Below are 25010 nucleotides of genomic sequence, written 5' to 3' on the forward strand. Positions count from 1 at the left end.
ATGGCCCGACAGAACGAAACCCGTCCCGGTCTTGCCGGGGCGGGTTTTTTGTCGCTAACAGGGTGTGTGGAATGCCGTACACTGGACTCTCATGGAACTGTCCCCGCTACAACGGCTATAATCCACCCCTGTTTCGTTCGATTCCCGATCCCAAGGAGTTCATGCTTTGAGTTCAGTCGATCCCCAGCAGCGCGTGCTGTCTGGTATGCGTCCCACTGGTCGTTTGCATCTGGGTCATTACCACGGCGTCCTGAAAAACTGGGTCAAGCTGCAGCATGAATTCGAGTGCTTCTTCTTCGTGGCGGACTGGCACGCACTGACCACCCAGTATGACGACCCGCAGGGCATCCAGGACAACGTCTGGGAAATGGTGATTGACTGGCTGGCCGCCGGGGTGAACCCCGGTTCCGCCACGATTTTCATTCAGTCCCGTGTGCCGGAGCATGCAGAGCTGCATCTGCTGCTGTCCATGATCACACCGCTGGGCTGGCTTGAACGGGTCCCGACCTACAAGGACCAGCAGGAAAAACTACGCGAGAAAGATCTGGCCACGTACGGATTTCTCGGTTATCCGTTGCTGCAAAGCGCCGACATTCTGATGTACCGCTCGGGACGGGTTCCGGTGGGGGCGGATCAGGTGTCGCACGTTGAAATCACCCGGGAAGTGGCCCGGCGCTTCAACCATCTGTACGGTCGTGATCCCGGCTTTGAAGAGCAGGCGGAAGCGGCCATCAAGAAGATGGGCAAGAAAAACGGGAAGTTATACCGGAATCTTAAGAAACGATATCAGGAAGAGGGCGATATGGAAGCCCTCGACCGTGCCCGGGCACTGCTGAAAGAGCAGCAGAACATCTCCATGGGCGACAGTGAGCGCCTCTACGGTTATATCGAAGGCGGTGGCAAGGTGATTCTGCCCGAGCCGCAGCCCCTGCTGACGCCGGATTCGAAAATGCCGGGTCTGGATGGCCAGAAGATGTCCAAGTCCTATGGCAATACCATTGGCCTGCGTGAAGAGCCGGATGCGGTCGAACAGAAAATCCGGGTAATGCAGACGGATCCGCAACGTGTCCGCCGGACCGATCCGGGGGAGCCCGAAAAGTGCCCGGTCTGGGGGCTGCACCAGGTCTACTCGGATGACGCTACCAAAGAATGGGTCCAGACCGGGTGCCGTGGGGCCGGCATTGGCTGCCTGGACTGCAAGAAGCCGTTAATTGATGCCGTTATTGAAGACCAGAAGCCGTTTCTGCGTCGCGCTCAGGAATATGAAAACAATCCGGATCTGGTGCGCTCAATCATTGATGAGGGCTGCGAACAGGCGCGGGACGCGGCTCGGGAGACGCTCGTGGAAGTTCGTGAGGCGATGGGCCTTCAATACCGCTAACGGGAATCGCCATGGTCAACGACGAACCGGAACAGCCGGAGTCGGTCGATACCACGCCGCCGACGATTGACGCCGATAGTCGTGCCGCCGTCGAGACGGAATCGCCGGTGGCAATGGTGTCCGGTCAGCCACTGACCGATATTCCGCAGGATCTCTATATCCCTCCTGATGCACTGGCGGTGTTTCTGGACGCATTTGAAGGGCCCCTGGACCTGCTGCTGTACCTGATCCGGCGGCAGAATATGGACATCCTGAACATCGACGTCAGCGAGATCACCTCCCAGTACATGGAGTACATCAGTGCGGCGGAGGCGATGCGTTTTGAGCTGGCGGCCGAGTACCTGGTCATGGCGGCCACGCTGGCCGAGATCAAGTCCCGGATGCTGCTGCCCCGGCCGGAAACCGAGGACGACGAGGAAGTGGACCCCCGGGCGGAACTGATCCGCCGCCTGCAGCAGTATGAGCGATATAAAAAGGCGGCTGAAGACATTGACCGAATACCGCGGATGGACCGCGATACCCACACCGGTTCTGCGTCCCTGCCAACGTTGCCCAGAGCGCAGGTTCATCCGGATGTGGCCATGACAGACCTGCTCCTCGCTCTCAAGGGCGTGTTGCAGCGGGCCGACCTGTTTACCAGTCACCATGTTGAACGCGAGCCCCTCTCGACGCGCGAGCGTATGTCCAATATTCTTGCCAGCCTCTCCGGCGACCGGTTCGTGACATTCGAGAGCCTGTTTACCATTGAGGAAGGGCGTCTGGGCGTGGTCGTGACGTTTCTGGCCACGCTTGAGCTGGTCAAGGAGCAACTGGTCGAGGTGGTTCAGGCCGAGGAATTGGGTCCCATACATATTCGCGCCCGAGCGACCAACTGATACTGATTGTCTATGAGCGAAGAGCACATCCGCCATGTCCAGCGCATTATCGAAGCCGCTCTGCTGGCTGCGGCGCGACCGTTAAGTCTGGATCAGATCCGCGAACTGTTCCTTGAGGAAGAGCGCCCGGCGCGTCAGGTCATCGAGCATGCCCTGAGTCAGCTCGATCAGGCGTGCGAAGATCGCGGTTACGAATTGAAGAAGGTGGCCAGCGGCTATCGCTTTCAGGTGCGACAGGAACTGGCGCCCTGGGTCGGTCGGTTGTTTGAGGAAAAGCCCCAGCGATACTCCCGGGCGCTGCTGGAGACCCTGGCTCTGATTGCCTACCGTCAGCCAATCACCCGGGGTGAGATTGAGGATGTGCGAGGGGTAACCGTCAGCAGCCAGATCATCCGCACACTGCAGGAACGCGAATGGGTGCGCGTGGTCGGCCATAAGGACGTCCCTGGTCGGCCGGCCATGTATGCCACCACACGGCAGTTTCTCGACTATTTCGGCCTGACGACGCTCGAGCAGTTGCCGCCACTGTCGGAAATCCGGGACCTGGAAGACATTGGCCGCGAGATCGAAGATCGCCTCCAGGGTGAGATTGATCTCGAGTCGCCCGAACAGCCGGATGCGACAGAGGGGGATGACCCGGAGCCCCCTTCGGACACGCTGCACTGACGCCAAATCCATTCACTTGACTGATTCACGACACAGGATTGATCCATGACAGCGAAACGCGGACCCGACGACCGGTCCCGATCAACCCGCAACAAGCAGCCCCCGGAGCGTCTCCAGAAAGTGCTTTCGCGCGCCGGTGTGGGTTCACGGCGTCAGGTGGATGCCTGGGTTGAGGAAGGGCGGGTCACCGTCAACGGCGATACCGCTGTTCCAGGGCAGAAGGTGGGCCTCGGGGATGAGGTGCGCGTGGATGGTCGGGTGATCGGGATTGAAAACGCTCAGGCGCCGGTTCGCCGTGTCCTGATGTACAACAAGCCTGAGGGCGAGGTGACGACCCGAAGCGATCCGGAAGGGCGTCCCACGGTGTTTGACCGGCTGCCCTCCCTGCCGGACCAGCGCTGGATTGCGGTGGGCCGGCTGGACCTGACCACCAGTGGTCTGCTGCTGTTCACCACCGATGGTGAACTGGCCAACCGGCTGATGCACCCCTCGCACGAGGTGGACCGGGAATACGCGGTGCGTGTCTTCGGGGAAGTGGACGACGACATGATCCAGCGGCTGCTGGATGGTGTGCTTCTCGAGGATGGCATGGCGCGCTTCTCCGACGTCCAGCCGGCGGGCGGCTCCGGTATCAACCGATGGTTCCATGTTGTTCTGTTTGAAGGGCGCAACCGCGAAGTACGCCGGCTCTGGGAATCCCAGGGTGTGCAGGTCAGTCGACTCAAACGGGTCCGCTTTGGGCCTTCTTTCCTGCCCAGTCGGCTCCCGGTAGGACGTTGGGAAGAACTGGATCAGAAGGGCGTGGATGCCCTCAGTCGCAAGGTGGGGCTGGAGCCGCTTAAGATTCCTGCCAAGACCCCGGAGGAGCAGACGCACCAGCGCCGCCGGCAGCGTAAACGCCAGGGCCATTCACCGGGCAGTGGTCTGAAGAAAGGCCAGGTCACGACGCGTCCGCCACGGCGTCAGCCGGCCCGCAGGAAGGGCAATATCAAGCGCCGCCGCTAGTGTCTCGTCTGGTTCATTCGCTGACAGGCGAGGAGCCTGTGTAAAAGGGCACTAGGTCGTCGGGTTGTGCAGTGGCGTTACCGGCGACTTCCGTGGGCTCGCCGGTGACACGGCGACCGAGGTTCGGTTTCGGCCCTCGGTTTTCGCCTTGTAGAGCGCGTCGTCGGTCCGTTGGAACCAGTCTCCGGGCGCCTCGTTCGGTGTACAAAGCCCCAGGCCCGCCGATGCGGTAACACTCACCGTGGCCGAGTCAGTCCGAATGCGGATGGCGGCAATGGTTTCCCGGATGCGGTCAGCAACGCGGATGGTGTCGATCGATTCAACTCGTGGCAACAGGATGGCGAATTCCTCGCCGCCGATGCGGTACACGGTATCCGTGTCCCGGGTTGCCTCATCCATGGCCTTCGCAACCGCGACCAGCACGTCGTCCCCGACGCCGTGCCCGTGTGTATCATTCACCCGCTTGAAATGATCCAGATCACAGAGGATCAGGGCGCACCGGTCGCCATGGCGGGAATTCATGGAGGCTTCCCGCTCCAGGGCCTTGTCAAACGCCCGCTTGTTGGCGATGCCTGTTACCGAGTCGGTGAGTGCGGCCTGCTGGGCCATTTCGTAACGGCACGCATTACGGACCGGGTGTATGAGCAGGCTCAGCATGGATTCCACGACCGACAGTTCCGATTCTTCAAAGCGGGCATTCCGATGCAGGCTCAAACGCCCGAATCGCTCACCCTCGAGGTTGAGTGTGTAGTCGCAGCGGTGGTGGCCACCACTGCCGGTCGTCCAGTCGATAGAGCGTCCGGCAATCTGGTGATGGTAGCTCAGCGCATCAAACGCAACGGCCCGCCTCAGCTCGTTGGCAAAGAGCTCGATCTGCACCCGCAGGTCGAGCGTCGTATTGATGCGACGACCGAGTCGCGAAAACGGGTCATCGCCCTGGCGCCAGGCCAGACCTGCCTGATGAGCGTCACGGAGCGCCTGTTCCCGCTGATGGCTCTGCTGACTGAGGGAGGTCAGGTTTGAGGGCATGAGCTTACCACCTATCGAGTGACTGTTGATCAGCCCTAAGCACGGGCTGTGCCAGACTCGAAAAGATTCGATAAATCAGGCGAGTAAGGTTGGTTTGTTGGGGGTTTTCCGGAGGAGGGCGTGCGAGTGACGGTTTTTCGGCGTGCCTGCGGCAGGGCCGTGCCGCCCTGTTCCGGTTCGGTGTTGAGGGTGTGTTACACTCTGCGCCTCATTTTTGTCGGACAGTGATACGACGGCATGCAGTTTCAGGCGCCCGAAAGTCTCTCTGAGCAGATCGCACAGCACATCGGCCAGCAGATTGTGGTCGGCCGGCTGCAGCCGGGCGAGCGCATTCAGGAGCTGCGCGTGGCCGGCGAGCTCAATGTCAGCCGGGGATCGGTCCGTGAAGCTCTGCTGATCCTGCAGCGGCGGCATCTCGTGGAGATCTACCCCCGCAAAGGCGCCGCCGTCAGTGAATTGACGCCGCAGACGGTCAACAGCCTTTATGACATTTACATCAACTTGCTTCAGATGCTGGTCCGGGGGCTGATTGACGTCACGGAGGGTTCCGATCTGATCCCCCTGATCCAGAAAATCCGGGAGCTGGACCGGCTCATCGAAGAGGATGCGTCGGCGACGGAGTCGATCATGGAGGCGGGGTTCGGAGTCATGCGCATGGCCTACCGCCTTGTGGATAACCCCTTCCTGGAAGAAACGCTCGAGAATTTCCGGCCGGCAATCAGCCGGACCTACCACATCGCCATTGTGAACGTCAGTGACGGTGTGTCCGACACGCGCCGGTTTTTTGAACGCCTGTCGGCGGCCGCCGCTGAGCGGGACCAACAGGCCCTGGCGGCGGCGATCAGCGACTTTGGCGAACGCCAGCGGGCGCGGGTTCTCGATGCGCTGGCGGAGGAAACGGCCCACGATGACCGGTCCGTCTCCAGTGCGCGGCCCGATGAGGCCTCCTTCGTTCAATCACGGCCCTGAGGAATCCACAACGGACTATGCGTCTCAAGTCGATCAAGCTGGCGGGTTTCAAGTCGTTCGTGGACCCCACCACGGTGCCGTTCCCTTCCAATATGTCAGCCGTCATCGGCCCGAACGGGTGTGGTAAATCCAACATCATCGATGCCGTTCGCTGGGTGATGGGCGAAAGTTCCGCGAAGTATCTGCGCGGTGAGTCCATGACCGATGTCATCTTCAACGGCTCCAGCGCACGCAAGCCGGTGGGGCAGGCCTCCATCGAGTTGGTTTTCGACAACTCGGATGGTTCTGCGCCCGGGCAGTACGCCCAGTTCACCGACATCTCCGTCAAGCGCCGCGTGTCGCGGGAAGGACAGTCGGATTACTTTCTCAATGGCTCGAAGTGCCGGCGGCGTGATATCACAGACCTGTTCCTCGGCACCGGCCTGGGACCGCGCAGTTACGCGATCATCGAACAGGGCATGATCTCCCGGCTGATTGAGGCAAAGCCGGAAGAGTTGCGCGTCTACATCGAAGAGGCAGCGGGCATTTCCCGGTACAAGGAGCGCCGACGGGAAACCGAGAATCGCATCCGCCGCACGACCGAGAACCTGGAGCGGATCACAGACCTCAGGGACGAGCTGGACCGCCAGCTCAAGCATCTTGAAAAGCAGGCAGAAACCGCTGAACGCTATAAGACTCTGAAACAGAGCGAGCGGCGTCTCAAAGCCGAGCTCACGGTGTTGCGTTGGCAGGGGCTGGACGAAGAGCTGGCCACCATCCGTGAGCGCATCCAGGAAATGGAGCTTGAGCAGGAGCGGTTGGTGACCGAGCGGGTCAATGCCGAGTCGCATCTGGAAACACTCCGTGACGATCACCAGGCCCGCACCGATCGGTTCAATGAGGCTCAGGGACGTTATTACGAAGCCGGCGCCGACATCGCCCGTGTGGAGCAGAATCTCGACAACCAGCGCGAGCGGTCCCGGCAGATGGCGACGGAGCTGGATCAGGCCCTGGCCGACCGCCGGGAGCTCGACGAGGAACTGTCTCAGGACCAAGAAAAAATCAGTCAGATCAATGAAGAACTGGCTGAACTTGAACCAGAACATGAAGAACTCAAAGCCCGCTCTGAAACCTCCGCCGAGGCACTTGAGAGCGCTGAACTGGCGATGTCGGACTGGCAGCAGGAGTGGGAAGCGTTCAGCTCCCGCGCCTCGGATGCACGGCAGCGTGCCGAACTGGCCCAGTCCCGGATTCGCAACACGGAGGACAGCCTCGAGAGTCTGAACACCCGGCACCGGCGCCTGGAAGAGGAGCGCGAGCTGCTGGAAGGGCAACTGGATCGTGACGAACTGGCGGCGCTCAGGGAAGAGCGCGAGCAATATGACATGCAGGCCGAGGAGGCACAGGACGCCATTGAGCAGGCGACTGAGGCGCTCGAGGCAGCGCAGACTGAACAGGGGGATGCGGAATCCGAAGCCGCCCGGCTTCAGGGGGAGCTTCAGACAGCCCGTGCCAACCTGACGTCCCAGGAAGCCATCCTCGACGAGCAGTTGGGTGGCCAGGACGAGGCGTTACAGGACTGGCTGACGCAGCAGCAGCTTGACCAACAACCGCGACTGGCACAGCGCATCCGCACCAGCGGGCAATGGGCCTTTGCGGTCGAGCAGGTGCTGGGTGTCTTTGCCCAGGGTGTCTGCGTGGATGCCGTAGAAAACATGGGAACAACACTGGCTGACGCCCCACGCGGGTTGACGTTGGTGGGTGACGGCACCTCCGGCCTGTCCGACACCCCGGGCACGTTGTTGGAGGATGTTTCCGAGGCGGGCGGTCTGAGCGGTCTGCTGGCCCGCATCCACAAGGCGGAATCGCTGAATGACGCGCTGGATCGACGAAACGAACTGGCGCTAGGGGAGAGTTTTCTCACACCGGATGGTGTCTGGGTCGGCCCCCAATGGCTGAAGATGCCGGATTCGGATCAGGGGCAGGTGGGTGTGATCGAACGCCAGCGCCGGGTCGAGAATCTTCGTGACGACGTGTCATCCCTCGAATCGGCGTGGGCGGAGGCGAATCACCGGCTGGAAGCGGCCCGCGAGCGCACTGAAGCGCTGGATCAGCGACGTGAGGAAGCGCGCCAGCAATTGGCGGATGCCGAACGGGAGCGCAGCACGGTGGCGTCGAGGGTCAGCGGTCTTGAAGCACGGGCGGAACAGATCGAATCCCGGCTGTCACGCATCCGCGATGACCTTGAGGAAGTCACAGCGCAGCACGAAGAAGAGCAGGAGCGGCTCGACGAGGTTCGCGCCGTCTGGCAGGACGCGCTGAACGCCACAGAGGACCACGCCAATGAGAAAGAGACGCTGCTCGGTCGTCGTGACGCAGTGCGCGAACGCCTTGACCAGATGCGGCAGCAGGCCCGTCACGACCGGGATCACGCGCATCAGACGGAGCTCCAGATGCAGTCCCTGCAAAGCCAGCAGCAGGGACTGAAGCAGACGATCGAGCGCATGCAGCTTCAGAAAGAGCGGCTGGACGAGCGAATCGAGATTCTGCGCGAGAATCGTGAGGAAGCGGAGGCGCCCATTGAGGATCTCAAGCTGGAGCTGGAAGGTCTGTTGGACCGTCGGGTGGCCGAGGAACAGAAGTTGTCCGAAGCCCGTGACCACCTGGAGGAGCTGGATCGACAGGTGCGTGAACGTGAGCAGGACCGACACCGGGCCGATCAGTCGCTACAGGAGGTCCGGGCCCGGCTGGAAAAGGCGCGGATGGAGTCCCAGGCCCTCGAAATCCGGTCCGGTAATCAGCTCGAACAGCTCTCCGAACTGGAAGTCACGCTGGAGGAGGTGCGCCAGCAATTGCCAGAGGACGCCAGCGAATCGGCCTGGGGCGAAGAGCTTGAGAAGGTGGGCAAGCGCATCCAGCGGCTGGGCGCCATCAACCTGGCGGCAATCGACGAGTATCAGGTCCAGAGCGAGCGTAAGACGTATCTGGATGAGCAGCACGCCGACCTGACCGAAGCCCTGGAAACGCTGGAGAATGCCATTCGCCGCATCGACCGGGAAACGCGTCAGCGGTTCAAGGAAACCTACGACCAGGTGAACAGTGGCCTGCAGGCGCTGTTCCCGAAAGTGTTTGGTGGCGGTAGTGCGAGCCTCGAGCTGACAGGCGATGACCTGTTGGAGACCGGCGTTTCGATCATGGCGCGCCCGCCGGGCAAGAAGAACACCACAATCCACCTCCTGTCCGGCGGCGAGAAAGCGCTGACGGCAATCGCTCTGGTGTTCTCGATATTCCAGTTGAATCCGGCGCCGTTCTGTATGCTGGACGAGGTGGATGCGCCGCTGGATGATGCCAACGTGGCTCGCTATGCCCGGATGGTGGAGGAAATGTCGTCCCAGGTGCAGTTCATCTACATCACCCACAACAAGATCTCCATGGAGATGGCGGATCAGTTGATGGGTGTCACCATGCATGAGCCCGGGGTTTCCCGTCTGGTGTCGGTCGACGTTGAAGAAGCGGCGGCTCTGGCCCAGGCCTGACCACCGGCTAAGATGACAATCAGGCCATCTGCCGGTGCACTCGTTGTATTCAATCGAGCCATTGCTTAAAGTAACAATCGGCGTCGGGAGCGGCTTTCAGCGCGCTTTCCACCGGAAAGACGGACACAGACTCGACAGGACCATCGCTTTATGTCGCTGCGTGAGTGGTTAATTGCCATCGGGGCCCTGATCATCCTGGGGATCGTGATCGATGGTGTCCGGCGAATGCGCCGTGCCCGCAAGGAAGCTCTCGCCATCTCCTCTGGTATGGGCGCGGACGAGATTGATGGCTCCCCCGTCGATGATGACTACAACCCCGAACTGCCGAACGGCGGTGCCCGGCCCGTGCGTCGTGACGGTGAGGATGCCACCGGGGACGGTGAGAGCGCCCCCGGTCGCCCGCTGTTCCGCTTTTCGAACCAGCCCCAGAAGCCGACGCGGCCTATCGTAGATCGGTTCACGGCTACCGCGGACGGCACGGATGACGAGCCTGCGTCCGGCCTGAGCGCCATACCGGATGATGGCGAACTCGCGGCCGGGGAAGCGGACAGCTTCTCGGCCCGTGGCGACGCCGCAGCCCCCGATGAGCTGGCCCCGGCGGAGCCGGGCGGCACTGAGCCGGAACCCGAAGCAGGGGAAGACCCCGAGTCGGTCGAGACGGCACCGGAACGAGGGGCTGGCCCTGAACAGACGGATGGCGTTGACCCGGATCGACCCGTGGCCGGCGCCAACCGTCCCAATGCTGAACAGGTCACGGTGATCAACGTGCTGTCCGATACCGACCGGCCATTTGAGGGAGCAGCGCTGAAGCGGCTCTTTGAAGCGTGTGGACTGGAATACGGCGATCTGGGCATCTATCACCGCCATGAAGAAAGTGACACCCGCAGCCCCGTCCAATTCAGCGTTGCCAGTGCTGTTGAACCGGGGACGTTCCGTCCTGAAGAAATGCCGACCCTCCAGACTCCGGGTATCAGTTTTTTCATGAGCCTGCCAGGGCCGGCGGATTCGCTGCAGGCGTTCGAATTCATGCTTGAGACCGCCCAGGCGGTGGTCCGGAATCTCGGTGGTGAACTGAAAGACGAACGCCGCAGCGTCATGACACCCCAGACCATCGAGCACTGCCGTCAGCAGATCCGCGAGTATGAGCGCCGCAAGCGCTTCCGCCAGCACGCCAACTGATCCATTCCTATGACTGAATCCCCCAGCCGTGACCAGGCGCGCATTGACGAGCTGCGCCAGGAGATCAACGAACAGAACTATCGCTATTACGTGCTGGATGAACCGGCCATTCCCGATGTGGAATACGACCGGTTGATGCGGGAGCTGCAGGATCTGGAGGACGCTCACCCGGCGTTGGTGACGACTGATTCGCCCACCCAGCGGGTCGGGGGTGTGGCCTCCAACACGTTTGCCTCCGTTCGCCATCGCATCCCGATGCTCTCCCTCGACAATGCGTTCGATGCCGATGAACTGCGCGATTTCGACCGTCGGATTCGGGATCGTCTCGACCGGTCCGAGCCGGTTGAGTACGTGGCGGAACCCAAACTTGACGGGCTCGCGGTCAGCCTGATCTATGAGCAGGGGCAACTGGTTCGGGGCGCTACCCGGGGGGATGGCCACATCGGAGAGGACATTACGGCAAACCTCCGCACGATTCAGTCCGTTCCGTTGTCCCTGCGTGGTGATGACTGGCCGGCGGTGCTGGAAGTGCGGGGCGAGGTCTACATGCCACGAGAGGGGTTTGAACGCCTGAACCGGATGCTCTCGGATCGCGGCGACAAGACCTTTGTGAATCCCAGAAACGCAGCGGCTGGCAGCCTTCGACAGAAGGATTCGCGAATTACGGCCCGGCGGCCGCTGGAGATGTGCAGCTACAGCGTCGCGGTGGACAATGAGAGCGATTTACCTGGACACCACTGGGATTGCCTGCAGAAACTCAGGGGCTGGGGGTTCCGGATCAATCCCGAGATGCGTCTGGCAACGGGCGTCGACGAATGCCTGGCGGCGTATGAGGCGCTGCTGGAGCGGCGGGATTCGCTCGCTTACGAGATCGATGGCATTGTCTTCAAGGTGAATGATCTGGCGCTGCAGCGGGAGCTTGGCTTCATTTCTCGAGCGCCCCGCTGGGCCATTGCCCAGAAGTTCCCGGCGCAGGAAGAAATGACCGTGATCCACTCGGTGGAGTTCCAGGTCGGGCGCACCGGAGCGATTACCCCGGTTGCCCGCCTGGCACCGGTGTTCGTCGGGGGAGTCACCGTCAGTAACGCGACGCTGCACAATATGGACGAGATTGAACGTCTGGATGTGCGGATTGGCGATACGGTGTTTGTTCGCCGGGCGGGAGACGTCATTCCGCAGGTGGTGAAGGTCGTAACGGAACGCAGACCCGAGGGGGCGGACACCATCCGTATTCCGGCGTCATGCCCGGTGTGTGGTTCCGAGGTGATGCGGCTGGAGGATGAGGCCGTCGCCCGCTGCACGGGCGGGTTGTACTGTGGTGCCCAGCGCCGTGAGGCGTTCCGACATTATGCCTCGCGTCGCGCGATGGACATCGATGGCCTCGGGGAGAAGTGGATCGATAGTCTGGTGGAGCGGGGCATGGTGCAGACCGTGGCCGACCTGTACCACCTGACCGTGGATGAGCTGAAGCAGCTTGACCGGATGGGCGATAAGTCGGCCCGGAACCTGGTCAATGCGATTGACGGCTCCCGGCATCCCGAGCTGGGCCGCTTTATCTACGCGCTGGGCATCCGCGAGGTCGGCGAGGCGACGGCGAATGCGCTCGCAGCCTGGTTCGGGGATCTCGATCCGCTCATGGAAGCGTCCGAGGAGGCACTGCAGGAGGTGCCGGATGTCGGCCCGGTGGTGGCCGCCCACATCCGTCATTTCTTCGACCAGCCTCACAATCAGGAAACGATCCAGGCCCTGCGGGACGCCGGCGTCCAATGGCAAACAGTCGCTGTCGAGCGCGGCGAGCAGCCGCTCGCCGGCCAGACCTTCGTGATCACGGGCACGCTGACCGATATGACCCGGGATGAGGCGAAACGGATTCTCGAAGGCCTGGGTGCGAAAGTCTCGGGCAGTGTGTCGGGCAAAACCAGCTATCTTGTGGCGGGCGAGGCAGCGGGCTCCAAGCTGACCAAGGCCGAATCCCTCGGCGTTGAGATTCTCGATGACGACGCCTTCCGGGCGTTTCTCGCCCAACATGGCGCGGCTTGAGGGCAGCGTTCGCTAATCTGAGAACTGGCGCAGACTGCCCTGAGCTGATTTTCTTTACCATTGAGTCGAGTTGTAACGGTCTGTAAAGGCGACCGATCCTGACAATCACAACCGGCCAATGGACTTCTGAATGCGAGGCACCATCACCCGCCGTCTGCGTGCACTGTTAAAGCCTACCCGCCGCTCTGCCGGAGTGATTGCTGTTCTGGCAATCCTGATCGGCCTGAGCGCCTGTCGCACCGAGAAACCGGCAGACCAGCCGACGGTCCTCGGGGTTCCGCCGGATGAGGCGTACCTCGGCGTTGAGTACAGCTACAATTTCGGGGCCTTTGGCGGCGACGATCTGCTCGATTTCTCTCTGACCAACGCGCCACCCTGGCTGGGACTGGAAGCCACCAGCAATAAAGCCCGTCCCGGGATCATTATGCGTGGTGTGCCCGGCATCACCGGTGGCGCTCGCGGTGATGACGATCTTGGCACGGTCCGGAACATCAATGTCACCACAACGGACGGCGGTCAGGTCGGGGCCCAGCAGTTTGAAATCACAGTCAATCCGAATCTGCTTTCCGCCAGTGGCGAGAGCATCCGCGAAGGGGAAAGTGCGCAGGACGTTGAAGACGCGGGTGAGGGCGAGCGTTGTGAGCAACCGGATCTGTCAGGGCGGGGAAGCCATGAGGTGACCTTTGACACGTTCAACGACGATGGCACTCAGTCTGGTACCGAGACGCGCGCTTACGATACCAACCCGGTTCTGGTGACGGTTGAGCTGACTGAACCGTCCGTCCAGACGAGCAAGATCGCGTTCGAGCTTCGCAGCGACTTTGACCCCGACAGTTGCGAGAGTGATGCCAACGCCCAGGAGTGTGAGTTCTCGAACAGCAACCGGGACAAGGCGCAGATTGGCAAGGACGTCGTCCTGCAGGGCAATCAGCCCGCCTCCAAAGATCAGCTGCCCCAGCCGGATTACGTCGATGTGCTCGACGAGCGATCCGGCGTGCTCACCATTCCGCGGGGCAAAACCGAGTGTTACCTCCGTCTTGAGCTGGTGGACGATGATTTTCCGGAACCGGCGGAGTCGTTTGAAGTGGCCTTCACGGACGTCCGACAAGGCCTGGTGCATCTCGGTGAAGACAACGAGGGGGTCAACCATACCGTCAATATCACTGACAACTCGCCGACGGTTCGCTTTGAAAGCGTGAATGGCCTGGAAACGACCGCGCTGTCACAGGGGGCGACACGGCAGTATCGGGCCTTTCTGACGCGCAACGGCGGTTCCGTCAATGACACCTTCCGGGTACGGCTCGGTAAAGGAGAAGACAGCAATGCCGGCGGGGACGACTTCGAATTCCGACAGTGTGACGCCGACGGAACCAATTGTAGCGCGATTGACGAGCTGGTCTTTTCGAAAAGCGCCGATGCCGGACCTGATGAAAACATCAACCGCCGCGAGTTCTTTATTAAAGCCACGGGCGCGCCGGGTGTGACCGCGGATGACAAGAACCTGATTGTGGCCGTGGACAAGGGTTACCAGGATGGTCGGCCCGGCTATGTCCGGCTGGGGCAGTCCATGACGGTGTGGCTGAATGCGTTGACAGAGCCCCTGACGGTCGCGGCAGGCGCGACAGATGTTGCTGTGGCTGACGAGGGGCGCAGTTTCGTGGCCGGACGCTCTGACTCGCCGGCGCAGGGCTGGCTTCAGGTGTTCGACCGCTTTGGGAATGAGGAATCCATGCTGACAGTGGATGCCGGCGGTGCGGTCGGTGACCGCGTGGTGGTGACCCAGTCCCAGCGCGACGTGACCGTGGATAACGACACTGAAGAGGTCAACGAAGTGGCCATTGCCTTCCAGACGGATGGGACCATCGCCGGCGCATCGAATCAGGGCAATACGGATACGGTCATCGCGTTGTTCCGGCGCAACGATGGTGATGAGGATTACACGTTCGTCTGGGATGTTCAGGTCGGAACGCCGGGGGCGGATGACGTCCGTGACATCCGGATCGGGTCCGGCGGCAGCGTGTTTATCGCCGGTGAAACAACTGGAACCTGGGGCGGTGAGTCGTCCTCCGGCGGAGAGGACGGGTATCTCCAGCGTATCGACAGCATCGAAGAGGATGGCGGTCCGGAGAAGGCAAAGGTGGCCTGGACGCGCCAGTACGGCACCGTTGGAGATGATCGGGTGACGGCACTGACGCTTTCGGGGAGTACCGCCCACGCAGTGGGTGCTTCCGGACAGGCGGGCAATCGAGATTTCGTGTTCGCCAGTGACTCCGGGACCAACGATGGCGCGACGGTGACTCGTGCCGGAACCGCCCGGAATGATCGTGCCGCTGACGCAACCGCTCTCAATGATCGGTTCTGGCTGGCGGGCACCGGACCGGTCTATACGGTCTCCAGGGACGAAAGCAATACGGCTTCGCTCAGTGCCAGCGGTGAGAACGACCGGGTATACGGGCTTGTGTTCAACCAGACTGGCAATGTGGACAGCGCAATTGCACTGGATGCGGCTGGCGAAGGAAGCGACGAATCGGTCGGGAGGCCGGCGCCACTGCAGGATGACATGGTGTTCGCCGGTGTCCGCGGGATTGGCACCGGTGGAGAATCGCTCTGGTTCTCGCGGGTGCGGCGCAACCTCACGTCGGAAGAGAAGAACGTCGATGACGACGATGAACTGGAGTCCGTGGACATCCCGTCGCTCGAGTCGATCTGGAATGTGAGTCACGAGCAATCAGGCGGAATGGCGCTGGGCACGGGCGTTGAAGTGCTGGCCAGCGATGGCTACCAGGCGTCTGAGATTACCGTGCTGATTGAGAGAAATGACGGAAATGGTGGCACGGAGCAGCGACTGATGCTCTTCAATGGTGATGGCCAGCCGTTGAATCCCGGCCTCTGAGGGCGGGCATCAGGCGTCTCCTTCCTGTTCGCTGGCCTGGGCATAGCGGCGCAGAAAGTCGGTTGCCGTCACGAGCCCGCTGGCTTCACCGTTGGAGCCGATCACCAGTGCGGCGTCGAGTTGATGGGCGAGCATCAGGCGGGCGAGCTGATGGGCATCGGTCTCCGGTGTGGCGGTCAGGAAGGGTGGCAACTCAATACTCTGGAATGTCGCCAGTCGTTCATCGCCAGAATAAGAGCGCAATGTTTCCAGTACCCAGCGCTGGTCCACGAGACCGGCAACGTGACCCTCCGCCGTAATGACGAGGTGATGCACCGAGCCGCTGTCCATCGTCGTCAGGCCATCCGGTAACGAGGCGGTCGCCGGCAAAGCCAGAACGTGCTCGCTGGCGAGGCTTGAGACCGGCAGGTACGCCGCGTCGTCGCCCGGGTCCGCGTCGGACTGCTCGCCGTATTCGCGCAGGGCCCGCCGGGCCAGCGTCTGCTGATCCCGCTCTGCATTCGGATCAATGGGCTCATCCCGCGCCGCATGAGCCTTCTGTGTTTCATTCAGCTCGTCGACCACGCCAACATGCCGTCCCCGAAACGCTTCGGGTAGTCGCGTTGGCACTGGCGGTCCGGGGTCTGTCACAAATACTGGCATTATTGTCTCCCGCACGCGTTCGTGGAACCCTTTCCCTGGTCCCTGAGACGTTTATCGGCCATAGGGCGCTTTTCTTCAACTGCCCTTATGCCGGCACCGAGTCAACGTAAGCCGTTGTGACTGCGATTGGAGCAGGCAGGCCGGCTGTCCGGTCACCCCGTCCGCTATCCATTCCGAAAGCAGGGGGGCATAGGCCAGGCCCTTGCTACCAAGACCGGTCAGAACAAAACAGGTTGGGCGAACGTTGCCGGCGACCGGTTGCCGGTCATGTGTGGTGGCGCGAAACCCGACGCGACCGGTCATGGCCTCCGGGCCGGGACGGCCATTTTCCGACCAGGGCGCGGCCACCATGGTTTCAAGGTGGTCCAGATTCTTCTCATGACCTTTCGCGGTGACGCGGGTATCGGTCTCGTGCAGATCGAAGGTGGCGCCAAAGGTCGTCTGGCCCTGGAGTCGAGGGCACAGGTAGCCGGTCCCGCACAGTACCGTGGAGGGGGTGGCAATCCGGTCGGCTGAAACACGGGAAATCTGGCCGCGAATCGGGCGAAACCGGTACGCGGATGGACCGCCGGGTAGCCACTGGGGGGTCTGATCGCCGCCGGCCAGGATCACCGTCGAGGTTGTCCAGACCGTACCGTCCCTGAGTGTGAGACGCTCTCCTTCGGGCGTTGGTTCAACGCGATCAACATGTGAACGATATCGGATGGTGATCCGCGAGTGCCCGAGCAACCGTCGGCACAACGCCGGCGGGTTGAGCCAGCCGCTTCGAGGAAACCAGAGACCACCCGCCATCAGGTCGATGCCGGCGAGTCGGGAGGCATTCGCCGCACCCACGGGTCGCATGACTGACGATGGGTAGTCATTCCGTGCCAGCAGCCGATCCTGGCGGTCCCGTTCCTGGTCGTTGGTGGCCAGCAGCAGGACGCCGGTTGGGTGCCAGGGCGCATCGACCGTGTCATCCCCCCCCAATTGTCCGTAGAAGCGCTGGGCGTAGAGCAGGGCGTGCAGCGCCAGTTCGGTTTCCGGTGAGTAATCGACGCCGGGCTTGATGTACAACGCGCCCTGGGCGTTGCCGGACGCGCCTTGAGCCGGTCGGTCGCCCTGTTCCAGAACCGTGACATCGATCCCTCGGCGTGCAAGCTGATAGGCCACCAGTGCACCGGCGATACCGGCACCAATAACCGTAACGGGTTCAGTGCCAAGAGCACGGGCTGCACCGACTGGGATGTCACCGGCCAGCATTTCCCGTTTGCGGCCGAAGCCGGGTACCTTGCGCATTTCAAAGCCCCTGGCCTGCAGCGCCCGACGAACCGCGCCGACGGCGGTGAACGTGGCGATGGAGGTCCCCGCTCCGCTGTGGCGCGCAATGGCGTCCAGCAGTTGTTCTTCCCAGAGATCCGGATTGCAGGCCGGGGCAAATCCGTCGAGAAACCATGCGTCGGCCTGAAACGCCATATCACGAAAGGCGTTCAACGCGTCCCCGAAATAGAGGGACAGGTGAACCCGACCGCCATTGAATACCAGTCGATGTAGGCCGTGGATTGCCGGTGGATACTGGTTGGCCAGTGGCCCCACAAGGTCCGCAAGCTCTGGCCAGATCGAAAGGGCGCGTTGCAGATCGTCAACGGACAGCGGATACCGCTCAACGGAGACGAAGTGGAGAGTCGCCTCTGCCGGGGCGTGCTCACACCATAGAGCCCAGGTGGCGAGGAAGTTGAGCCCGGTTCCAAAGCCGGTCTCCGCTACCACAAAGTGCCCGCCGGACAGGGCGCGAAAACGCTCCGGTAGCCGGTTCTGTTTGAGGAACACATAACGCGTCTCGGCTAATCCGTCATCCCGGCTGAAGTAGACATCGCCGAACTGTGAAGACACGGGCTGACCGTCCCGCCAGTCCAGTTCGGCCGTTTCAATTCGAGGTGGTCGCGGGATCTCCTGGCTCATTCCGGCTCCGTCGTTAAGGTGAACGAGTTGGCATTCTCCGGAGGATTGACAAAATTTTTGAATCCGCCACTCGTGGTCTGCTGATCATCGTGCTTACATGGGCTGAACGGGATGTTACCAGAGCGCCGTGTCTGGCGCTTCTCGCAACACTGGGAGAAGTCGCGTTGCGGCCTGTCACCTTGGGAAACACTCCGTGGCGAACTGTTTCTGTACAGGCAGGTTTGGGCGACGCATGCTTTACTGGTTAAAGGGTTCCTCGAAGCGAGGAGACACCATTGTTTGCTTCCGGAGCCGTGTCGTACCGGAGCCGAGATTCCCAGTCGACATGTGTCCAAAAAGGAGGCAAGGGTGAAACAACATCAGGGGCAGATCGAAAAGTCCCGCCTGGGGCGTTTGCTCGTCAATCGGGGTCTGATTGACGAGGGACAGCTTGAGCAGGCGCTGGCCGAGCAGCAGGCCGAGGGGATACGCCTGGGGGAGTTGCTGGTGGCCCGGGGTGTCATCAGCGAGCGCGAGCTGTCGCGGGTTCTCAAGCATCAGAGTCGCTACCGGAATGCCGCCGCATTTGTCGCGATGTTCACGTTGCCGCTCCAGCCGGTGGTGACGTTTGCAGCGACCGCACCCGCCCCGGCGAACGCCGCAACCCAATCGGCTCAGATGCTATCAAAACAGGGCTTCACGCCGTTAAGCGAGGACGACCTGTCTGACGTATCGGCCCGGGGCAGCCTGATGGCGCACGTTGACGCTCTGGCCTCAATGGCTGAGGATGCCGAGACGGGTGAACCAATTGAAGCCGACCCGGTGGAGGGCATTGAACTGGCAGCCCACACGTTTGTTCCCATCCTCAACTTTCTGGATTCGGATCTCACGATCTCTGGTGTGCATTACCGGGGTGGAGAAGCCGAGTACACGGTGCTTGCTGATGGTGGGCTGCGCATGGCTCTGCCCGAGCGCATCGACACGATCTCAATGAACAACATCCGCGTCAGCGGATCACGGGGTGCTTCGCTGGGTAATGTCAGCCTTCACGGCATTCACTTTAGCGAAGGTTCCCATGTGACGATTCGGACACGCCCGTAAACCGGCCCCCCGGCGATCCATCGGGTCGCCGGGGGGCCGTTCATGGCGATTTCGGATTCGGTCAATGGATTGCGAGCATTTTCTTGCCCCGCTCGCGGGCGTTTGGGCTGTCCCTTCCCTGAAAACCCCCGTTTTTTCGGTCCAACGCTTGTTCATCGACTGCCGCCAACCCTAAGTGTTGTCTTTGCTTTGCGCCTATCAAAGCCATTCTTTTCGTCGTAAGCGGTAACATTGTTCTGAGACGCCCTTCCGGCGTCCGTGTCATGTTTTGGAGGCAGGCTTAAAGGAGGGGGTTGATGTCCATTCTGGCATTGGCAACCAATGAGAGCGGTCGTGACTATGTTGTCGGCGACCTTCATGGCGGCTATGACGCCCTGATGAGGAGCCTGGAAGAGATCGGGTTTGACCACAACGCCGATCGCCTGATCAGTGTCGGCGACCTGGTCGACCGGGGGCCGGATTCCATGGGCTGTTTTTGCCTGCTCGACGAGCCCTGGTTTTACGCCTGCCTGGGGAACCACGAGCAGATGATGATGGAGGCCCTGAGTGCGGGGCTCGGGAGTGCTGAGGCACTTCTTTGGTTTCGCAACGGGGGCGACTGGTCGTTGGACTATGACTGGCAGGAACTCACACGGGGTGTGTTGCAACGCCGTGCCCGGTTGCCGGATGCGATTGAGGTCTGTGTTGGGTCCCGGCGGGTCGGTGTGATTCATGCGGAAGTGCCAGGCCATGACTGGTCACGTCTAGCGCAGTCACTGGAAACCGAAGAAGGGCGTCACGAAGCGTTGTGGAGCCGTGCCACCATCTCCCGTCTGTCCAGAGAGCCGGGATATGTTCCCTGGGTCGACGGGATCGACCGGGTCATTGTCGGCCACACGCCGCTGGAAGAACCGCTGTCCGCCGGTAATCTGATGTACATCGATACGGGAGCGTTTCTGGAGCGGGGGTATCTGACGGTGGTCAGGTTGGAAGAGGTGTTGGCCCGGGAGAGCGGTCACCGACCTCGGAGACAATAAAAAAACCCCAGCCGATGGCTGGGGTTTTGTATTGGCGGAGAGGGAGGGATTCGAACCCTCGGTACGCAGAACGTACACGCGCTTTCCAGGCGCGCTCCTTCGACCGCTCGGACACCTCTCCAGAACCTGATTGTCTTCCCAAGGATGGGAGGATCGGGCTGGTCCACCGTGGCGCTTGTCTGGGTGGCTGCCCCGATCTGAGGGCGCAAACTCTAATGGTTTTTCCGCGTCGACGCAACCGTTTGCGTGTTATTTCGCCCGATAAATAATTCCCGGGTGGCACTGGACCATTTCGTAGAGTGTGGGCAGGCCGTTGAGTGACTCCGATGCACCGAGGATCAGGTATCCCTGGCGGTTCAGCGTGCCATGCATGCGGGTCAGAATGTCCTTCTTGAGGTCGGCGGAAAAGTAGATGAGGACATTACGACAGAAGACGATGTCGAACTTGCCTAGAAGGTAACGGTCCAGCAGATTCAGTTCTTTGAACTCCACCATGCTTCGTATGGCAGGCTTGACCTGCCAGCCGCCATTGCGGGTTGCAGTAAAGTAGTTTTTCTGCCGTTCCGGCGAGAGGCCTCGGCCGATCGCAAGCATCTCGTATTCGCCGTGTCGGGCAACGTCCAGAACGCTCCGGGATATGTCCGTCGCGACGATGCGGATGTCGCCGCGGAGCTTGCCAGGATTCTTACGGCGAAACTCATCAATTGCCATAGCGATCGAATAGGGTTCCTGACCGGTCGAGCAAGCAGCAGACCAGATGCGGACTGGCTGGTTGGCATGTGTCTCCGCGAACTCCGGAAGGATCTTTTCGTTAAGGATTCGAAACGGATGATTGTCCCGGAACCAAAGCGTCTCGTTGGTGGTCATTGCATCAATGACCGTCTCCCGAAGAGGCTCCCGACTGGATCGTTGCAGGCGTTTGAGTAGTTCGCCTAAAGAGCCGAGCTCGTTCTCTTCCATGATTTTGCGAAGGCGGCTTTTGACCAGATACTGTTTGTTGTCACCAAGGAGGATGCCACAGGCATCCTGCAGGAATGTCTTGAATGCGTCATATTCCTGTTGAGTGATCTCTGATTTCATTCGGTCTCTGCGGTGATTGAGATATGGCAGCGGATTCGTTGTCGTTATGCCTGGTCGAGAATCGTCATGACGCGTTCAGCCAGTTCATCGGGGCTGAACTTTGCCATGAAGTCGTCAGCGCCGACCTTTTTTACCATGTTGCCATTGAACACGCCACTCAATGAGGTGTGTAGCATGGCGTACAGGTCGTTTAACTGAGGCGATTCCTTGCAGCGGCTAACCAACGTATAGCCATCCATCTCCGGCATTTCAACGTCCGAAATCATCATGGCGATGTGGTCTGTCGCCCGGGAGCCGTCCGCTGTCAGGGTATTGAGATAGTCGAGTGCCTGGCGACCATCATTCATGGTTATCACTGACATACCCACCGCGTTCAGGCATCGCTCTACTTGGCGCCGGGCAATCATTGAATCATCAACAACGAGAATCGGCAGGCTGTCGGAGCGATCGGTTTCGCTGCCCTTCGCAACGATGGACTCGTCAACATCCTCTCTCAAGGGGGTGACGTCCGCGAGAACTTTCTCAACGTCAATAATCTCCACGAGTTGATCTTCTATTTTTGTGACTGCAGTGAGGTAGACATCTTTTCCGGCACCCTCGGGTGGCGGGGCGACCTCTTCCCAGTTGAGGTTTGCTATGCGGTCCACCGAATTGACGAGAAAGCCCTGAGTTCGTCGGTTGTACTCTGTGATGATGACGAAACTGGAACTGAGGTTCTCCTCTTTCATTGGAGGCAACCCAATGGCGAACCCCAAATCAATGATTGAGATCGTTTCCCCACGGATATGAGCAACGCCTCGGACAACTGCCTCGCTTTCAGGAAGTGACGACAGGGGTGGGCACAGGAGCACCTCTTTGACTTTGAAGACGTTAATTCCAAACTTCTGACGGGATCGTAGGTGAAAGAGCAAAAGCTCCAACCTGTTTTTGCCAACGAGTTGGGTTCGTTGATTGACGTTGTCCAGAAGACCGGCCATACCACTACCTGTTGATTACCAGTGTGTCGTGCGCCAGAACGGCACTGTAATTGCATTTCATCTCGACAGCAGGCTGGACCGACAGGCCATTGACGCGGCCCCGGCCAACCATTGCCGATTACCGTCAGCATAGGACATTCGAGGAAAAATGCGCAGTCCCATTGCCAACATTTTGTCAGGCCTGATGCTTATCGTCGCGGTTGCCGTTAACGCCACAGAGTCGGGAACCACTCCGTCTCAGATTCGTGCCGAGGCGGATGAGTTTTTATCGGGGTTTGCCGATGCCCAGGCGGAGGAGGGATTTGATGTGCGTTATGAGGTTGGTGCCCTGGATGACCGGTTGAATCTTGCCCCCTGCCGGGAGGCAATGGCTGTGTCGTTTGCCCGTGATCCGTTTCGTTCGGATCGTCAGACACTGGAAGTCCGGTGCGAGGGCGAACGGCCCTGGCGCCTGTTCCTGTCGGCAAGGGTAAAGATTCACGGTCCGGCCTACGTCGCCTCCAGAGCGCTGGGCCGGAATACCCGGCTGACGCGATCCATGGTCCGCGAGGAGCAGGTCATGATCAACGGTGTGCGCGAGGGGGCGATTCGCGACCTCTCGTCAGTTGTGGGTATGAGGCTCGACCGGCCAGTGAGCACCGGCACGGTGCTGACGCCGCGCTTGCTGTCAGAGCCAGACGCAGTGGCCCGGGGTGACCATGTTATGATCAGCGCCGGTTCGGGGGCCTTCCGTGTGCGCTCCCGGGGGAAGGCACTGGGTAATGCCCAGACGGGCGAGCAGGTAATGGTCGAGAATCTATCGTCGTCAAGGACGGTTCGCGCGCGTGTCGTGGCGCCGGGCAGGGTCGAGATACCGATGTGATCGCCATGCGCCGCGGCAGTGGATGGCCGTTAGCGGCAAAAATATGCCGGATTTTGAGAGTAGGCACTAAAGAGTGTTGGGTGGTGGCCGATATGTCCACCAGAGACTATCGATTCCCGGTAACGGTTTGATGGAAACCGGGCCAGAACAGACACCAGATGGGCAGAGTGAGACAATGACAGTGGATTTCAATGGAGTGGGTCCCGGGCAACCGAATAATCGCACCGGGAACGCCACCGATAAGACGGGCAATGCGCCTAGGACGTCCCAGCAGCCTGCGTCGGATACCGCGGCGAAGCAGTCTTCCGGTGCCCGTGCGGACAGTGTCAGCCTGAGTGATCAGTCAAAGGCACTAAAGTCGCTGGAAAGCCGGCTGGCGGAGTACCCGGAAGTGGACGACGCGCGGGTCGCCGAGATTCGGGCGGCGCTCGAAGATGGCAGCTATAAGGTGGATGCCGAAAAACTGGCCCAGAAGATGCTTGATGAGGATCAGGGTATCTTTGGGTGAGGTATGAATCATGGCTGCGGTCGATGATCTGAAAAAACTGCTTCAGCAGGACGTTCAACAACTGGATCAGCTTTCCGCGTTGCTCGAAAAAGAGCGGGACGCACTGAAAGCGGGTCAGGCTCGGGAGCTTGAGGCGCTGACGAAACACAAAGATCAGCTTCTATCAGGGGTTCGCGAGCGCGCAAAACAGAAGATTCACACGCTCGTGGCTATGGGCTACGACCCGAAACAGGGGCAGCCTTCACGCTTTATTCGATCAGCGGGCATGGCCGACCTGAGCCAGCTCTGGCAGGAGGCCGACCAGCGGCTTCGACACTGCCAAGAACGCAATGGGGTCAACGGGCGTATCATCGGTCACCTCCAGCAACGACTGGGGCGTCTGACCGACATCATTCGTGGTGCCTCCGATCAGGCGAAGCTCTATGGCGAGCGCGGCCAGTCCACCTCGGTCAGTCACACGAACGTGCTTGCCAGCGCCTGATCCCCCTGATGATTCCACTCCGCGGTGACCGCCTCCCCTCCGGTCGTCGCGGTGCCTTGCGCTCAGGCCCTTCTCGTACCCAGAGCGTCCCGTATGGACCTGACGGCCGCCAGCGATTGCTCATTGTCTCCGTGAACACAGAGGCTTGTGGCCGGTAGTGTCAGCCACTGGCCGCTATGGCTTTCCACGCCATCGTACTCCGCAAATCCGACAGCCTGGCGAACGATCTTATCCGGGTCGTGATGAACTGCGTTCGGTTCACGTCGCGAGACCAGTTGCCCTTCGTCGTCATAGGCCCTGTCCGCAAAGGCTTCGAGAATCAGTGACAGTCCCCGTTCATCAGCCATTGATTGGTGTGCTTCGTATCGTGTGGTCACCGGCATCATCAGACTCAGCCGGCGGTCGTACGTGGCGATGGCATCCATGACGGACTGAAGCAGGTCGTCGTCCCGCATCATGTCATTGTTGAGCGCCCCGTGGGGTTTGACGTATTGAACGGTCGCCCCGTGGGCGCGGCAGATTCCCTGTAGCGCACCAACCTGGTACCAGATCAGGGCCCGGACCTGCTCCGCAGTGTGAGGGATCGAGCGTCGGCCAAAGCCGTGTAGGTCGAGATAGGCCGGGTGAGCGCCAATCACCACATTGTGGGACACGGCCAGTTCAACCGTTCGGTGCATGATGGTGGGGTCGGAGGCGTGAAAACCGCAGGCCACATTGGCCATATCAATCAGCGGCATGACGTCCTCATCCCGCCCCATGGTCCATGCGCCGAAGCTTTCACCAAGATCGCAGTTCAGTTTCATGGTATCAGGGTACGTTTCACCCGGCCTGCAGGGAAGGGCCAGCGAATGACGCTTGGAGCGCCTGACAC

The 25010-nt window shown here is 60.8% G+C and carries 20 protein-coding genes and 1 tRNA gene; 14 read left to right on the forward strand and 7 right to left on the reverse strand.

What is annotated here, in order from left to right:
- Positions 1-166: 166 nt before the first annotated feature.
- The 4 genes from C8D92_RS02965 to rluB are packed head-to-tail and all read left to right on the forward strand — an operon-like array spanning position 167 to position 3927.
- Complete coding sequence (locus C8D92_RS02965; protein WP_207775107.1) at positions 167-1381, forward strand: tryptophan--tRNA ligase; 1215 nt, start codon at positions 167-169, stop codon at positions 1379-1381.
- An 11-nt stretch (positions 1382-1392) separates the two neighbouring features.
- Positions 1393-2256, forward strand: a complete 864-nt coding sequence (locus tag C8D92_RS02970) for a segregation and condensation protein A (RefSeq protein WP_095610695.1) — start codon at positions 1393-1395, stop codon at positions 2254-2256.
- 12 nt (positions 2257-2268) lie between these two features.
- Positions 2269-2922, forward strand: coding sequence for an SMC-Scp complex subunit ScpB (gene scpB, locus C8D92_RS02975; RefSeq protein WP_095610696.1), 654 nt, complete (start codon positions 2269-2271; stop codon positions 2920-2922).
- A gap of 45 nt (positions 2923-2967) precedes the next feature.
- Positions 2968-3927, forward strand: coding sequence for a 23S rRNA pseudouridine(2605) synthase RluB (gene rluB / locus C8D92_RS02980; RefSeq protein WP_095610697.1), 960 nt, complete (start codon positions 2968-2970; stop codon positions 3925-3927).
- Between the two features lie 51 nt (positions 3928-3978).
- Here the strand turns inward: rluB and C8D92_RS02985 are convergent, their stop codons facing one another.
- On the reverse strand, positions 3979-4956 hold the full coding sequence (locus tag C8D92_RS02985) for a GGDEF domain-containing protein (protein ID WP_095610698.1): 978 nt from the start codon (positions 4954-4956) through the stop codon (positions 3979-3981).
- A 237-nt stretch (positions 4957-5193) separates the two neighbouring features.
- On the opposite strand from C8D92_RS02985, the gene C8D92_RS02990 reads away from it, so the two are divergent.
- The 5 genes from C8D92_RS02990 (at position 5194) to C8D92_RS03010 (ending at position 15552) form a co-directional block, all read left to right on the forward strand.
- Positions 5194-5925: a GntR family transcriptional regulator gene (locus C8D92_RS02990; RefSeq protein ID WP_095610699.1), complete on the forward strand. Its 732-nt coding sequence runs from the start codon at positions 5194-5196 to the stop codon at positions 5923-5925.
- 17 nt (positions 5926-5942) lie between these two features.
- Positions 5943-9440 carry a chromosome segregation protein SMC gene (gene smc, locus C8D92_RS02995; protein WP_095610700.1) on the forward strand — a complete coding sequence of 1166 codons (3498 nt, stop codon included), beginning with the start codon at positions 5943-5945 and terminating at the stop codon, positions 9438-9440.
- A 150-nt stretch (positions 9441-9590) separates the two neighbouring features.
- On the forward strand, positions 9591-10619 hold the full coding sequence (gene zipA, locus C8D92_RS03000) for a cell division protein ZipA (protein ID WP_095610701.1): 1029 nt from the start codon (positions 9591-9593) through the stop codon (positions 10617-10619).
- Between the two features lie 9 nt (positions 10620-10628).
- Positions 10629-12659, forward strand: coding sequence for an NAD-dependent DNA ligase LigA (ligA, locus tag C8D92_RS03005; protein WP_095610702.1), 2031 nt, complete (start codon positions 10629-10631; stop codon positions 12657-12659).
- Positions 12660-12789: 130 nt separating this feature from the next.
- Positions 12790-15552 (forward strand): hypothetical protein, encoded by a 2763-nt coding sequence (locus C8D92_RS03010; protein ID WP_095610703.1) that lies wholly within the window; start codon positions 12790-12792, stop codon positions 15550-15552.
- A 9-nt stretch (positions 15553-15561) separates the two neighbouring features.
- Here C8D92_RS03010 and C8D92_RS03015 read toward each other — a convergent pair whose 3' ends face one another.
- Both C8D92_RS03015 and mnmC read right to left on the reverse strand, forming a co-directional pair.
- Positions 15562-16161 carry a CBS domain-containing protein gene (locus C8D92_RS03015; RefSeq protein ID WP_228151146.1) on the reverse strand — a complete coding sequence of 200 codons (600 nt, stop codon included), beginning with the start codon at positions 16159-16161 and terminating at the stop codon, positions 15562-15564.
- 108 nt (positions 16162-16269) lie between these two features.
- Positions 16270-18135 carry a bifunctional tRNA (5-methylaminomethyl-2-thiouridine)(34)-methyltransferase MnmC2/FAD-dependent 5-carboxymethylaminomethyl-2-thiouridine(34) oxidoreductase MnmC1 gene (gene mnmC / locus C8D92_RS03020; protein WP_095610705.1) on the reverse strand — a complete coding sequence of 622 codons (1866 nt, stop codon included), beginning with the start codon at positions 18133-18135 and terminating at the stop codon, positions 16270-16272.
- A gap of 348 nt (positions 18136-18483) precedes the next feature.
- Between mnmC and C8D92_RS03025 the strand changes: the two genes are divergently transcribed.
- Entirely contained in the window at positions 18484-19215 is a 732-nt protein-coding gene (locus C8D92_RS03025) for a cyclic di-GMP-binding domain-containing protein, MshE-related (protein WP_095610706.1), read from the forward strand.
- Positions 19216-19511: 296 nt separating this feature from the next.
- Entirely contained in the window at positions 19512-20231 is a 720-nt protein-coding gene (locus tag C8D92_RS03030) for a metallophosphoesterase (protein ID WP_116918383.1), read from the forward strand.
- 32 nt (positions 20232-20263) lie between these two features.
- On the opposite strand, the gene C8D92_RS03035 is transcribed toward C8D92_RS03030, so the two are convergent.
- From C8D92_RS03035 to C8D92_RS03045, 3 genes are all read right to left on the reverse strand, one after another.
- Positions 20264-20352 (reverse strand) — tRNA-Ser (locus C8D92_RS03035).
- A gap of 128 nt (positions 20353-20480) precedes the next feature.
- Positions 20481-21311, reverse strand: a complete 831-nt coding sequence (locus C8D92_RS03040; RefSeq protein ID WP_095611791.1) for a CheR family methyltransferase — start codon at positions 21309-21311, stop codon at positions 20481-20483.
- 44 nt (positions 21312-21355) lie between these two features.
- Positions 21356-22288 (reverse strand): chemotaxis protein CheV, encoded by a 933-nt coding sequence (locus tag C8D92_RS03045; RefSeq protein ID WP_095611790.1) that lies wholly within the window; start codon positions 22286-22288, stop codon positions 21356-21358.
- A 148-nt stretch (positions 22289-22436) separates the two neighbouring features.
- Here C8D92_RS03045 and flgA point away from each other — a divergent pair, with 148 nt between their 5' ends.
- The 3 genes from flgA (at position 22437) to C8D92_RS03060 (ending at position 24139) form a co-directional block, all read left to right on the forward strand.
- On the forward strand, positions 22437-23150 hold the full coding sequence (flgA, locus tag C8D92_RS03050) for a flagellar basal body P-ring formation chaperone FlgA (RefSeq protein ID WP_095611789.1): 714 nt from the start codon (positions 22437-22439) through the stop codon (positions 23148-23150).
- A 175-nt stretch (positions 23151-23325) separates the two neighbouring features.
- The gene (gene flgM / locus C8D92_RS03055; RefSeq protein ID WP_095611794.1) at positions 23326-23658 is read left to right on the forward strand and encodes a flagellar biosynthesis anti-sigma factor FlgM; all 333 of its coding nucleotides are present in this window, start codon (positions 23326-23328) and stop codon (positions 23656-23658) included.
- 10 nt (positions 23659-23668) lie between these two features.
- The gene (locus C8D92_RS03060) at positions 23669-24139 is read left to right on the forward strand and encodes a flagella synthesis protein FlgN (RefSeq protein WP_095611788.1); all 471 of its coding nucleotides are present in this window, start codon (positions 23669-23671) and stop codon (positions 24137-24139) included.
- Between the two features lie 62 nt (positions 24140-24201).
- Here the strand turns inward: C8D92_RS03060 and C8D92_RS03065 are convergent, their stop codons facing one another.
- The gene (locus C8D92_RS03065) at positions 24202-24942 is read right to left on the reverse strand and encodes a 5-oxoprolinase subunit PxpA (RefSeq protein WP_095611787.1); all 741 of its coding nucleotides are present in this window, start codon (positions 24940-24942) and stop codon (positions 24202-24204) included.
- Positions 24943-25010: the final 68 nt, after the last annotated feature.

This window comes from Tamilnaduibacter salinus (assembly GCF_003096655.1).
Classification (GTDB): Bacteria; Pseudomonadota; Gammaproteobacteria; order Pseudomonadales; family Oleiphilaceae; genus Tamilnaduibacter; species Tamilnaduibacter salinus.